Below are 13,340 nucleotides of genomic sequence, written 5' to 3' on the forward strand. Positions count from 1 at the left end.
GCTTAGGCGCGGCCCTCACCAGCCGCCATTATTCGACAGGTAATCAAAACCCGTCGTTACGACCGCAAGATACATTCGTTAGTTACAACCCGGACATCAGCGGCCGGTAGAGCAGCGGATGATCGGCCGGCACCGCCGCCAGTTCCTCGTCGGTCACCACCCGCTGTTTGTCATCCCGGTAGATACGGCCGATCAGCAGTCGCGGCTGTACCAGTTGCGAGGTGGAGGAAAGCGTGTCGTTGTAGACGGTGAGATTGACGATGCCGGTATCGGTGGTGAGGGCCAGGGGGTAATCGCTGGTGTGAATCAAGCGGCGTCCCAGCTGCTGCCAGTTCTCAGGCAGTGCGCCCGCCTGCTCCAGCCGCTCGAGCATGGCCCACCCCTTGGGATCGTCACTCTGCAGGGTTTCCATCGTCAGATACAGCGCCAGGCCGCAGGTCAGCGCCGTACCATTGTGCAGTTGCGGCCGCAGCCCGCCGGGATGCATCACCAGCTCGTAAACATTGGGATCTTCCAGTAGCGCCGGGTCTATTCGCGGCAGGAAAAACGCCAGCCAGGCGCGATTGACCGAAATCACCCGCCCGAAGTTGTCCAGCGCGAAGGCCGGCTCCGGTTCGGCGCGACGCATGGCATTCTGCATCGACTTGTTCATCCACACCGCCAGTTCCGGGGAATCGAATACCGATTGGTCGGCGGAGAATCCGGCGGCAGTCAGCAGATAAGCGCGGTCGCGACCGCTCAGGCCAAAACAGTCCGCCAGCGCTGCGGCCACCAGCCGCGAGGGCTGGGAGCGGCCGGTTTCCAAAAAGCTGATATGCCGGGTGGACACCCCGAGCCGCTCCGACAATTCCTCCTGGGACATCCCCAGGGTTTTGCGCCAGAAATGCATCAGGCGCCCGAAAGCGCTCTCTCCCCGGGATTGCTCCACCAGCGTCAGCGGTGTGGTCTTCATATGGGTTGATCCTTGTAATTCTTATCTTATCTTTGATCTGACTCTCATCGACTTGCTGTTCAATATAAATCCAACCGGAAGCCACCGCTAGACGCAGCCAAGCACTCACACCACTGGTAGAATCCCCCCATTCCCGATCACGATCAGCTGTACCCCGACTAGTTTTCCCTATGACCAAGCTCAATCCCCGCCAGGCGGAAGCCGTCAAATACATCGACGGACCCTGCCTGGTTCTGGCCGGCGCCGGCTCCGGCAAGACCAGTGTAATTACGCGAAAAATCGCCTATCTGATCGAACAATGCGGCTATCAGGCGCGAAATATCGCCGCCCTGACCTTTACCAACAAGGCCGCACGGGAGATGAAGGAGCGGGTCGGCAAGCTGATCACCGGCCCCGACGGCAAGAAATCCAAGGCCTCCCACGGCCTCACCGTATCCACCTTCCACAACCTCGGCCTGAATATCCTGCGCAAGGAATACCGCGCCGCCGGCTTCAAACCCGGCTTTTCAATTTTTGACTCGGAAGACGCCCGCAGCCTGATCAAGGAGCTGATGCTGCGCGACGGCGACCTGGACACCGACCTGCTGGACCGGGTGCAGAACCAGATTTCCAACTGGAAGAACGACATGCTGTCCCCGCGCAAGGCGCTGGAAACCGCCCAGAGCCCGGGGGAGCAGGCCATGGCGGTGGCTTACGGGCGCTATTGCGACGCCCTCAAGGCCTACAACTCGGTGGATTTTGACGACCTGATCATGATCCCGGTGCAGCTGTTCGATTCCGATCCCGAGCTGCTGCAGCGCTGGCGGAAAAAGATCCGCTACCTGCTGGTGGACGAGTATCAGGACACCAACAGCTCCCAGTATCTGCTGGTGAAAATGCTGGTAGGCAGCCGCGGCGGCCTCACCGTGGTGGGCGACGACGACCAGTCGATCTACGCCTGGCGCGGCGCGCGCCCGGAAAACATGAGCCAGCTGAAGCAGGACTACCCCAACCTGCGCCTGATCAAACTGGAGCAGAACTACCGCTCCACCAGCCGCATCCTCAAGGTGGCCAACCACCTGATCGCGCACAACCCGCACGAATTCGACAAGGCACTCTGGTCCGACAAGGGCCTGGGCGATGAAATCCGCGTGCTCAAGGTGGCCAACGAAAACGAGGAAGCGGAGCGCGTCGCCAACGAGATCTTCCTGCAGAAGGCTCGTCGCGGCTGCAAATTCATGGATTTTGCAGTGCTCTACCGCGGTAACCACCAGGCGCGGCTAATCGAGATGAAGCTGCAGGAAAACCAGATTCCCTACCAGATGTCCGGCGGCACCAGCTTCTTTGCGCGCGCGGAGATCAAGGACGTAATGGCCTACCTGCGCCTGCTGGTGAACCCGGACGACGACAACGCCTTCCTGCGTATCATCAACACCCCGCGCCGCCAGATCGGCACCAGCAGCCTCGAGGCCCTGGGCAACTATGCCAAAGGCCGCGAGATTTCGATGCTGCGCGCCTGTTCCGAAATCGGCTTCAAGGAGCACATCACCGAGGCGGGTTACGAGCGCCTCGACCGCTTCTCCCAGTGGCTGGAAGGGGTCGCACGCAACTGCCGTGACAACAACCCGGAAACCGCCCTGCGCGAAATGCTCGACGACATCGACTACGCCGGCTGGCTATCACAGAACGCGAGCAGCGAGAAGGTCGCCGAAAAGCGCATGGAGAACGTTTACTGGCTGCTGGACAGCCTGATGAAAACCATGGAAGGCACCGACGACGAGCTGGAACAGGACGTGCGCCTGGAGCAGGCCATCTCCAAGCTGATCCTGCGGGACATGCTCGACCGCCAGGAGGAAGAGGAAGCCACCGACAAGGTCAGCCTGATGACCCTCCACGCATCCAAGGGTCTGGAGTACCCCCACGTGTTCATGATCGGCATGGAAGAAAACCTGCTGCCCCACCGCAACAGCATCGAAGACGACAATATCCAGGAAGAACGGCGACTGACCTACGTGGGCATTACCCGCGCCCAGCGCACCCTGACCATGACCCTGGCGGGCAAGCGCAAGATGTTCGGCGAGAACCAGGACACCACCCCGAGCCGCTTCCTCGACGAACTGCCGCAGGAAGACTGCGTGTTCGAGGGCTTCGGCAAGGCCACGCCGGAGCAGAACCAGGCCAAGGGCGCGGAGACGCTGGGCTCACTGTTGAGTATGTTTGACTGACGTCCACCAAACCCCAATCGCCAGACACAAAAAAGCCGCTCATTGAGCGGCTTTTTCGATGCATCGGTAAGCTCTCACTTACTTGCTGTTTTCCACCATATGGTCAACAGCGGCCTTCACCTCATCGTCTGAACAGGTCATACACAGACCTTTCGCCGGCATGGCGTTGAAGCCATTCAGCGCGTGGGTGTAGAGCGTGTCCATACCCTTGGCAACGCGAGGACCCCAGGCGCCGGCATCGCCGAACTTGGGAGCACCGGCCGCGCCGGTACCGTGACAGGCCGCGCAATGCGCGCCGTACACATCGCTACCACTGCGGGCACCGCCGGAGGAAGCTGCTGCCGCAGGCGCCGCTGCCGCACACTCATCCCCTTTCATACAGGTTTTGCCGGCCGGGGCCAGACGCTCAGCGATCTGCTCATCCACAGACTGCGCCACGGCTACTGCTGCGCCAGCCACTACGGCCAGCGCCGCTACAAAATTCAATACAACTTTCATCCATTCCCCCTAAAGGCCTTGTCTGATGGCCTGTAGTATTCCGGCGGAGATGCCACATACTTCTACCAGCCGCGCATTATAAGCATAGCGCCGCCCCCTGCGAAGGCCCCCGAGGCCCATTGCTGTCGACACCTGGTGACCAATTTCCCGATTCACCGTGAATTCGGGGAAATTGAACCTGCTTTCAGCGGGAACGCTAGACTGTTTCGTACCAATGGACAAACTTGCCAGCGACCGCAGAGGTACCCCCATGATCGAAAGGAATCACGATCAAAGCGCGCGCCAGTTGATCACTCTCACCCTGTATTTTTCCATGGCACTGCTGCTGTTGCCCTCCCGTGCCGACGCCACAGAGGGTGGTATCGGCTATTACGTTCCGGGCACCATGGCCACCCTGATCGACCGCGCGCCGGTGCAGACCGGTTGGGTAGTTAAGCCCCAGTACATGCACTACAGCGGAGACTTCAGTGCCTCCGCGGATACGCCACTCGCTGGGCTGGTGGTCGCCGGTGTCGATGTGGACATTGATGCCTTCGCTCCGGGTCTGCTTTACACCTTCGAGGAAACCCTACTCGGCGCCAAATACACCCTTGGCGCCTTCCCTTCCTGGGTGGACGTTACCGTTACCGGTACCATCGAAAGCGATTTAGGTGATTTCAGCCGGCGGGATTCGGTCTCGGGGCTCGGTGATACCACCCTGATTCCGGCGCTGATGGCCTGGCAGGAGGGCTGCTGGCAATACAATTTCATGTTCGCGATCCACGCCCCCACCGGTGACTACGAGGTTGGCCGATTAGCCAACGAGGGGCTCAATTACTGGGCCGTCGATCCCGTAGTTGGCATTGCGTATAGCAACCTAGAGGCCGGGTTCAACGCCTCGGTGTTTAGCGGTGTGATGTTCAATGCCGAAAACTCAGACACCGACTACCGCAGCGGCCGCACCTTTCACCTGGACGCCAGCGTGCAACAGATGATCAAGGCCGGATCCGGATTCGTCACCCTGGGGCTCAACGGCTTCTGGGGCCAGCAATTCAGCCCGGATCGCAACCCCGGTCGCTTTGTGGATGAGTTCAAAATGCGCTCTTCCGGCATCGGCCCGGTGGTCGGCTATATGCTCCCCATGGGCAAAGACAACATCCTGGTGGAGCTCAGCTGGCTACCGCAGACAGACACCCGGAACACCACCGATGGCGACTATGTGTGGCTCAAGTTTGTGTACCAGTGGCAATGACCCGTACAAAACCCCAATCCGTGCTTTGCCCGGTCCGGGTGCTTCTGTATAATCCGCGTCCGCGCCGGGGTTCGGTAACCCATTGATTTGGCGCGAATTTGACCAACAGTGTCAACCGCCCGTAGCTCAGCTGGATAGAGCGTTGCCCTCCGGAGGCAAAGGTCAGAGGTTCGAATCCTCTCGGGCGGGCCATATAAAAGAAAAGGCCACCCAAAGGGTGGCCTTTTCTTTTATACCGTCCCAAGCCCTAGGGCTTCGACCAATTCCCAGGTTCGAGCCGGAGGCGCAAAGCGCCGGAGACCAGCGAGCCCGAAGGGCGAAGCTAATCCTCTCGGGCGACTTTACTCTTATACCTCTCAAGCCCCAGGGTTTCGCCCAACTCCCAGGTCCGAGCCGGAGGCGCAAAGCGCCGGAGACCAGCGAGCCCAAAGGGCGAAGCTAATCCTCTCGGCTGCCTTTACTCGTATATCGTCCCAAGCCCCAAAGCTTCCCCCAATTCCCAGATTCGACTCGCAGACGCAAAGCGCCGGGCGCTTGTTAAAACCGGGAATCACTCGGGATACACATCAGCAGGTCGGTAGCCCCTATATCATACCCAAGCTGGCTAAAGAGAGTGCTAACCTGCCCCCGGTGATGTGTTTGGTGATTAAAAATATGCTGAACAAGGTGACCAAAATTTTTACTAAACACATCACCTTGCGTATTACGATAGGTTAATGAGGAGTCAGCGTCTGATTGCGTTATCTCTTTTGAAAGATTTACGAAAATTTCATCGATAAGTTTTCTTTCACTACGCAGAGCAGATAAATCACAATGACGAATTTCTGCGAGAGATTCAGGTTGACTTATTTCTCTCACATGGACCAGCGATGAAAAGTTGCTAGGATGTTCTGAAAAGCGCTTTAACCAAATAATGTCGCCGACGAGAATATGGTTAAGCGTGCCCAGAATCGACCCAAAAAACGCGCCTCTATCTTCAGCTAATTCAGACGTACTGAGATTTTCAGCAGAAATGTAAATCCTCTCATTCATCCATTGATTGTATTGTGCCAGTAACTCAAAGGCTTTCATTCTTGGATCTGCCTCAATTGGTTATAACTTCCAAATAAATAGCGAGCAATTTTTTGCGCGTTGAACGCGGTGCGAGGCAGCGCCATTTAGCACCTCAAAGTCAATTAGATGGAGGTGTGTGCAAAAGCGGAGTAGGTTCCAGGGCCGAAGCCCGGCTTTGTTAGGCGCGGTTCTCGCACTTACATCCAGCCTTTCTTCTTGGCAATTTCTATTTTCTCCAATTTCTGCCTATGTGCCTCATTCTCTTTTTCTAAAATGGAATAATTTGGATGCTTTGCAAAATATGGCCCCAACCAGCCTTCTTCATGAGTGAATGCCATGGTCCATGCCATATTTTCTGGGAATACGTAGGCATCAAAATAATTCAGGTTCACTGGCCTCAAGTCTGTCAAGATAGCAGGGCCACCACCATTTGACATGACTATGTACTTTGCAGACACATGACGTTCATATTCCTTCTGAGCATCTTCTCCCTCAATTGAAGGATATCCTCCGCCACTGAATATGTGCCATTTATAATCCCTCGTATTGAATCCTTGCTTATTCTTACAAAAAGCACCCATCCATTTTCGCTCAATAGCTCTTGACTCTGCATTATCGAATATTTTAAGAACTCTCCCTGGCTCTATTTCATCGACTCTCACGAAAAATCCTTAGTTATAGCGCCTAAAGCCGCCAGCAGGGGCAGCTTACCTTGTGCGTGTTTTGCGCAAAAATAGGAGCGGAGCGACTGCGCAAAATGTGCATAAAGTAAGACGCCAGCTGCAACACTTTGTTAGTGCTTTTCGCTGTACTCACTGAGGAGCTCCCCGACTTCCTTTCTGGTGTAATAAGGTATAACGGACCTCCCCGATTCCAACATTCCTTCCAATTCGGTTAATGGATCTATTCCCGGCTCAAATTCCAAAAATAGCTCGATAACTTTACTGCAGATACCTATTTCCGATTCATCGTGGAGAAATAGTATGTAGCTGGACCCCAAACTCCAACCGGTACCGATAGATGGAAACACCGGAGCAGATAAGCTAACAACGCCTGAAAGATTTCCTTTAAACGAGTGAGTAACTCTAAAATGAATTTTTGACTGAGACGGACTGTACTTCCCATTAACTTCACTACTGGCGCGATACTCGCCAGATTCAACGTACCCCATAACTACGTGCTTTGCCGCTTCGTAATTTATAGGGACATCAGAACTGTTATTTGTTGCGAAGCATTCATAACCCTGACTCAGCATCGGAACGAAAATACTTACGACTGAAAGAAGCACTTTTTTCATATTGCACTAACGACTGCAGCAGGGATGCCCGTAGATCCGGAACAACGGCCTCGCTTGTTATGGATTGGTTCGACGCAGAAATTTCTTAGGAACCCTTTGGCCAATTCTGAAAACTTCATACTCGCTCTGTGACAACAATACTTGCCATTTTCTTATACCAACCAAGAAATAGGTATTTTCTTCCATATACGTGGAATCAAAAATCACTTTATTACCAGAAACTGTATATTTTCCTGTAACAGGATAAGAGTAAGGTGGTTTGCAGTACTTATGTGACTTCCACTTACCTTCACATATAAAACCATTTTTCATCTGGAGTGTGTAGTTACCGTCACTCAGCGACAAGGTAGTAATAGGATACAGCCCGTTTCCTAAAGGGGAAAAGCTCTCAAAGCGCCCTTCAATTAGATCTACTGCATACGTACCCGATGCAGCTATCAGAAGTGTTAGAAGTGCGATTGCTTGCTTCATGATTCCATAACGCCGCACTCAGCGGCTTGTCCGCTGCAATACTTTGTTAGGCTTTATTGCCCTATAGATCGCTATTGGTTGCACCATAATTCTTGGGTATCGGCATGTTCTTATCATTTCCTCTAGACCATCAAAGCCTCTGAAAACGCCCCGAAATCCGTTTTCAACCGATAGATGTTCATTCCCCTCTTCATCTAGGTCTTCCGATTCAAATTCTTTCATTGGCTCAAAGGTATCTACTTCCTTTTTGGGTATAGATGTTATTACACCAAGCATAGTGACCTTAATTGTTGGCTTTGATCCAAATAAATAATGAACTGACTCTGTATTATTATCTAAAAAAAATTCTCTTTTGACGTTTGACATAACGTGAAAATTGGCAAGATCATTAAAGGGATAAAGCCGTATATTGAAGACATCAGGCAAAAACACACGAACCCAAGTTTTAAGCCCATCTATAATCCATTCATCAACTTTACCAACCAGTTTAGATGCGACGAGACTTTCAAGAGCATCTTCAAATTCTTTAATCTCATATTTCTTTTTTGTCTTTTGCGGACCATTCTTCATGTCCTTGATGTCGTTTTTTATAACATCAATTTTGTCGAATAATGCTTTGAGCTCTGGGGCATCCTGGAGGCTTGATCTCACACTATGGTTAATAAAATTTGTAACATCTTCATAATTATGAGCAATACGAGTTATGCGCTCATAATCCTCAAGGACGATGTTCCCTTCAGCTTTTATACACAATGCATTTTCAAAAATATTTACAGCATTACCTGATTCCACATCCTCTTTTTTAACATCCACGCCTATTTCGGCAGCATACCCATGTTCAAATAATTCTTGCTCCAACTCACTGTATATTTCATGGTGGCTTACTCTAATCTCCTTTAGCCCTTCAGATTCCGTCCCTGTTCCGCCTGCTTCATGTTTGAAAATCTTAAAGTCGTAATTTCTAAGGTTCTTACTATTCTCAGAGGACGTTGAGGACACTTCAAAGGACTGAACTATCCCACCAGATAGCTGACTATAAAGCGAGCTTATCTTTTCCATGTCCAAGTAAATAAAATCCTTTACTTCCTTCATATGCTATTCCTTTGCCTTTTAGCCTAACGCCGCCAGCAAGGGCAGCTTACCTTGTGCGTATTTTGCGAAAAAATGGGAGCGTAGCGACCTGCGCAAAATGTGCACAAGGCAAGCTGTCCCGCGGAGGGCCGAAGGCCCGTAGCAAACTGCCTAGCCTTGTTAACTGCTTGCATGTACCGGAGCCACAGGACTCTGATCCCGACGGAAAATCAAACGCAATGCAAATGAATATATGAAAGACGCGGACCAGAAAAGTAAGCCTAGAACAATGAATTTTGAAGCGAATGGCTCATTTTCTTCTGGAAAGAACCACAAGTGTATTGAGATCGCCAACATGAGTGCGAACACAGAGCTTCCGAAGATTGAAATAACTCGTGGTATTTCAAGAAGAACCTGTAGAGCGATCAGCTCAACATACGCATTGTTCCGGAAAGCTTGAATTAGTGCGAACAAAAATCCCGATACTACAAAAATAGAGAGAATCGTGAGCCAAAACTGAGGAAAAGTTGCAGTGCTTACAGTACGCTCCATAAATGCCTGAAGAGCTTCTTTATCTCTTAAGAAATTTGTAGAAAAAAGCGCCAGGAAAAAGAAAATTGCTGTCTGTGATATCGATACCGACAGCTCTATACCCAAATGCCTCCAACCTGCTCCATTCATTAATTTTTTCTCTCTATGACGATCTACGTAGTTGTACAGTTAACGTCCGCGGAGGCCCGCAGGACCGTAGCATACTACTTGCGTTTGTTATGCATTTTTTTGCTCGCCCTGCAGTAGATTAACTCCATAGAGGAAGATAACTAACGCTGGAAACCCTAAAACAATGCCAAAGAATTGCTTGTACTCTCTATCGGAGGGATACATTCCATATGGCTGTATCAACCAAAGATAGCTTAAGCAACACAATGCCCAACCAGCACTAGCGATCCAAAAAGCATAAAATTTTTGAGATCTATTACCAGATTTTGGCTGCGAAACTTCGCTAGAAATTTTCCTATACTGAAATATCCCTAAAATTGCCATTGATGCACTTACTAATCCAGTGACTCCGTTTACGATTTCCCAATCCATCTCAAACTCTAATTTTTATTGTGCTCAATTTCTGACTGATGCATAACGCCTCAAACACCGGCTTGGTGAAGTTGGCGGCTTTTTTGGAACAAAAAAGGTGACAGCTTTACCAAGTCCGAGTGCTTTGACTTGTTAAGCCTGATCATCGTACGTATTCCACCCACATGACTCACAAAGATTTACGTATGGATGCTCAAGCCCTAAATCAGGCTCAAAAACCGAAACAATTCTATACGACTTACACTCTGGACATGTTTCAGGGCCACCCCCTTCACCTTTAACCACCACGAGGCTAAAGACACTTAGCAAATTTGCTGTCGCATCGTGAGCTAGATGAGCTTCATATAAAGAAGCGCTAGACGTATGTGTAAGCCAGTTAACGAGATGCCAAGTTTCTTTTGCCGATGTTTTTAAATAGCTTCTTATGTGTTTATTTCGTTGTCCGCTAGCAAAGTGCGCAACAACTAATTCGGACCAACCAATAAAATCAGCTGACTTTGGCTTAGATTCAGTCGGAGGTTCTGGAATTTCATGCTGAAGGGACTTAACCAACTCCACCAGTGTTTCGCGGCACATCATGCCAATAGATTGAAAGTCCTCGGGCTCTTTCGCTTCGTCTAGTGCTTCAGCAGCATTTTCCCAGCGGCGCCAAGTGGCACGCAATCTATCTTTTCGTTCATCAGGAGCCTGTTTCGCTTGCCGTGCAGCTACACGGGTAGTAACACCTACATGAAACGATAATGTGTAATCGAGTGACGGAAACTCTTTTTGAGAGTACAAATTAGTTGGGGCTGTTATTACCCACCACCTGCCGGGCTCATCAGTGTGCACATCCCATGCTACATGTTCTTCACCAAACACCACTTCAGATTTAATCTTTTCTAAATGTGTTACGTGCTGCTCAGTATCAGCGCCTTTGTTGAGCTGACCTTCAACATATTCAATTATGTCCTTCTTCTGATGGTGAGGGTCTGAAATTACTCCTTGCTGAATTGCTTCTAAGGAAACAGGCCCTGGTAAATTGTCCATTCAATGTGCCTTTCTTTTTTGTGGGCTTAACAGTTTATTCAATAGTTCCAGATATAGGTATTCTGCCTATATCTGGAATTAAATGGCTACATCTAGCCATTATGCCTAAAGATGAAAGGTAGCTTACCTGCCCCCTTTGGCGCCTAATCCATCCATTATGTTTTGTATTTTTTGCCAATTAACAACCGCAATCTAAGATTCCGCTCTATCCCATCAACCAGCGATTCTGGCACCACATAGGCAAATATCAAAAATATACATGGTACATGATTGGTTTTGGCTTGTGACTCTGGGCGTATTGCTTCGAGTTTTCCACGAAATCAGCTTAAATCCTTTTAGCGTATTCTTACCTTTCTGTGTCTATCTGGATATCAGGCTTGCTAACATTGCCGTTTGTGCAACTCATCATTTACCTACCAAAGACTGGGCGCAGGCGATTTTAATTTTATGTGGCCGCTTGGCTCGTCGGTTACAAATACTTTTTTGGTAGACAATAAAAAAGCCCCACCAATCGGCGGGGCTTTGTAATTCAACGACTCAGGGCGTTTCCGCTTCAGAGTTTAACCAGCAGTTTTCCCTGGTTTCCGCCATTGAACAATAGATTAATCCCGTCAATCGCACTCTCCAGCCCCTCAAGCACATGGGTACGGAAACGGATCTGTCCCTTCTGCACATAGTTGGCCAGTACCTCGGTCGCCTCCTGTGCTTTGTCCAGATGATCCGGCACCACGAAACCCTCTACCCGCAGGGCCTTCAGGTTGATGTCCATCCAGTTGGGGCCCGGCGCCGGCATTTCGAAGTTGTACTCAGAAATCATCCCGCACACCAGAATACGTCCGAAACGATTCATGCGGTCGTAGGCCAGTTGCTGAATGGGGCCGCCGGTATTTTCAAAAAACAGGTCGATGCCGTTCGGGCAGGCGTCGTCCAGTTGGGCGGCGAGATCGTCGGACTTGTAGTTGATGGCTTTGTCGAACCCGAGTTCATCTTCCAACCAGCGACATTTCTCGTCACTGCCGGCGGTGCCGACCACGCGCAGGCCTTCGGCCTTGGCGATCTGGCCCACCAGCGAGCCAACGGAACCCGCTGCGCCACTGATGAGAATCGTCTCTCCCGCTTGCGGGCGGCCGATCTTGATCAGCCCCACGTAGGCGGTCAGGCCCGTAACAAAAAACACGGACAGCAACGCTTCGGGATCGAGGGAAGGGTCTACTACCTGCATCTCCTCGTTGCCGAGCACGTATTCCGCCCAGCCGGTGGTACCAACAACATGCGCACCCACCGGATAGTTACTGTTACGCGATTCAACCACTTCACCAACGCCGTAGGAGCGCATCACCTCACCTACCTGGACCGGCGGTAAATAGCTGTCTTCGCGAGGATTCAGCCAGGTGCGCATGGCCGGATCGAGGGACATGTAGGTCTGCTTGACCAGAAACTGGCCTTGTTCCAGCGTCGGGGTTTCCAGCTCGACGGTTTCGAAAATATCCGGCGTGATATCGCCACACGGGCGTTTGCTCAACCGGATGGCTTTGTAGGTCATGGTAGTCACTTTCGTTTCTCTCTTTGCGTTACTGCTGCATAAGAAATCAGGGAATGGTCACGTCGCCGAACAGTTGAGTGTATCGCGGCTGGCCATTCCAGGCGGTGATGCCCCCGTCGACGACGATGTTCTGTCCGGTTACGTAGCTGGACATGTCGGACGCCAGGAACAGAAATACATTGGCGACTTCTGCCGGCTTGCCCGGGCGACTCATGGGAATATTCTGTTCAAACACCCCGATCACATCGGGGTTCCTGGTCAGTACATTGGTCAGCGGTGTTTCGATCAGACCGGGGCTGACACTGTTTACACGGATATTGTCCAGCGCATAGTCCAGCGCCAGGTTGCGGGTGTAATTGATGACCCCGCCTTTCGCCGCGGCATAGGCGTGGAAGCCGTAGTCAGCTACAGCGCCGGAAATAGACGCGGTATTGATAATGCTGCCACCGCGCTTCATCAAATGTGGCAAGGCGTGGCGACAGGTGTGGAACAGCGCATTCAGGTTTACGTCGATGATCTTGCTCCACACCGCCGGGTCCACCAGGTGGGTGCGACCGTAAGTGCCGAACCCGGCATTGTTGATCAGGATATCCAGGCCACCCAGGGCCTCCACGGATTCACTGATCATGCGTTCGATGTCTTCCGGCTGGCTCAGATCGACGGCTACGCAGTGCGCACGCTCACCGAGTTCCTGCGCAAGTTTGCTGCCGCTTTCCTGATTGATATCCGCAATCACGACCGCCGCGCCCTGCGCGTGAAACAGGCGCACTATCTGCTCGCCAATGCCCGAGGCACCACCGGTAACAATTGCTTTTTTATTCTCTAGCATCATGTTTTTGCTCCATTATTATTTTTGGTCGCCAATTCCCGCCATAGCCAGCTCAGGGCGTTGATTGAAA

14 protein-coding genes and 1 tRNA gene are annotated in these 13,340 nt (G+C 51.6%); 3 read left to right on the top strand and 12 right to left on the bottom strand.

Annotated elements, in window-relative coordinates:
• Nucleotides 1–82: 82 nt before the first annotated feature.
• On the bottom strand, nucleotides 83–952 hold the full coding sequence (locus GRX76_RS01940) for a helix-turn-helix domain-containing protein (RefSeq protein ID WP_160151756.1): 870 nt from the start codon (nucleotides 950–952) through the stop codon (nucleotides 83–85).
• Between the two features lie 170 nt (nucleotides 953–1,122).
• Here GRX76_RS01940 and rep point away from each other — a divergent pair, with 170 nt between their 5' ends.
• Entirely contained in the window at nucleotides 1,123–3,156 is a 2,034-nt protein-coding gene (rep, locus tag GRX76_RS01945; RefSeq protein ID WP_160151757.1) for a DNA helicase Rep, read from the top strand.
• Nucleotides 3,157–3,234: 78 nt separating this feature from the next.
• On the opposite strand, the gene GRX76_RS01950 is transcribed toward rep, so the two are convergent.
• The gene (locus tag GRX76_RS01950; protein ID WP_160151758.1) at nucleotides 3,235–3,654 is read right to left on the bottom strand and encodes a cytochrome c5 family protein; all 420 of its coding nucleotides are present in this window, start codon (nucleotides 3,652–3,654) and stop codon (nucleotides 3,235–3,237) included.
• A gap of 250 nt (nucleotides 3,655–3,904) precedes the next feature.
• Between GRX76_RS01950 and GRX76_RS01955 the strand changes: the two genes are divergently transcribed.
• Nucleotides 3,905–4,885, top strand: a complete 981-nt coding sequence (locus GRX76_RS01955) for a transporter (protein ID WP_160151759.1) — start codon at nucleotides 3,905–3,907, stop codon at nucleotides 4,883–4,885.
• Between the two features lie 115 nt (nucleotides 4,886–5,000).
• A tRNA-Arg gene (locus tag GRX76_RS01960) sits at nucleotides 5,001–5,077 on the top strand.
• Between the two features lie 345 nt (nucleotides 5,078–5,422).
• Here the strand turns inward: GRX76_RS01960 and GRX76_RS01965 are convergent.
• The 10 genes from GRX76_RS01965 to GRX76_RS02010 all read right to left on the bottom strand — a co-directional run bounded on the left by GRX76_RS01965 (nucleotide 5,423) and on the right by GRX76_RS02010 (nucleotide 13,273).
• Complete coding sequence (locus tag GRX76_RS01965) at nucleotides 5,423–5,956, bottom strand: DinB family protein (protein ID WP_160151760.1); 534 nt, start codon at nucleotides 5,954–5,956, stop codon at nucleotides 5,423–5,425.
• Nucleotides 5,957–6,135: 179 nt separating this feature from the next.
• Nucleotides 6,136–6,600, bottom strand: a complete 465-nt coding sequence (locus GRX76_RS01970; protein WP_236250512.1) for a DUF4275 family protein — start codon at nucleotides 6,598–6,600, stop codon at nucleotides 6,136–6,138.
• A gap of 131 nt (nucleotides 6,601–6,731) precedes the next feature.
• A complete protein-coding gene (locus GRX76_RS01975; RefSeq protein ID WP_160151761.1) occupies nucleotides 6,732–7,235 on the bottom strand; it encodes a hypothetical protein in 504 nt (167 codons plus the stop codon).
• A 57-nt stretch (nucleotides 7,236–7,292) separates the two neighbouring features.
• Nucleotides 7,293–7,706 carry a hypothetical protein gene (locus tag GRX76_RS01980; protein ID WP_160151762.1) on the bottom strand — a complete coding sequence of 138 codons (414 nt, stop codon included), beginning with the start codon at nucleotides 7,704–7,706 and terminating at the stop codon, nucleotides 7,293–7,295.
• Between the two features lie 18 nt (nucleotides 7,707–7,724).
• Entirely contained in the window at nucleotides 7,725–8,798 is a 1,074-nt protein-coding gene (locus GRX76_RS01985) for a hypothetical protein (protein ID WP_160151763.1), read from the bottom strand.
• Nucleotides 8,799–8,957: 159 nt separating this feature from the next.
• Nucleotides 8,958–9,458 (bottom strand): hypothetical protein, encoded by a 501-nt coding sequence (locus GRX76_RS01990; protein ID WP_160151764.1) that lies wholly within the window; start codon nucleotides 9,456–9,458, stop codon nucleotides 8,958–8,960.
• An 87-nt stretch (nucleotides 9,459–9,545) separates the two neighbouring features.
• Nucleotides 9,546–9,869, bottom strand: a complete 324-nt coding sequence (locus tag GRX76_RS01995; protein WP_160151765.1) for a hypothetical protein — start codon at nucleotides 9,867–9,869, stop codon at nucleotides 9,546–9,548.
• A gap of 132 nt (nucleotides 9,870–10,001) precedes the next feature.
• Complete coding sequence (locus GRX76_RS02000) at nucleotides 10,002–10,898, bottom strand: hypothetical protein (protein WP_160151766.1); 897 nt, start codon at nucleotides 10,896–10,898, stop codon at nucleotides 10,002–10,004.
• A gap of 553 nt (nucleotides 10,899–11,451) precedes the next feature.
• Nucleotides 11,452–12,441, bottom strand: a complete 990-nt coding sequence (locus GRX76_RS02005) for an NADP-dependent oxidoreductase (RefSeq protein WP_160151767.1) — start codon at nucleotides 12,439–12,441, stop codon at nucleotides 11,452–11,454.
• 46 nt (nucleotides 12,442–12,487) lie between these two features.
• Nucleotides 12,488–13,273, bottom strand: a complete 786-nt coding sequence (locus GRX76_RS02010) for an SDR family NAD(P)-dependent oxidoreductase (protein ID WP_160151768.1) — start codon at nucleotides 13,271–13,273, stop codon at nucleotides 12,488–12,490.
• Nucleotides 13,274–13,340: the final 67 nt, after the last annotated feature.

It is taken from the genome of Microbulbifer sp. ALW1, assembly GCF_009903625.1.
Lineage (GTDB): Bacteria > Pseudomonadota > Gammaproteobacteria > Pseudomonadales > Cellvibrionaceae > Microbulbifer.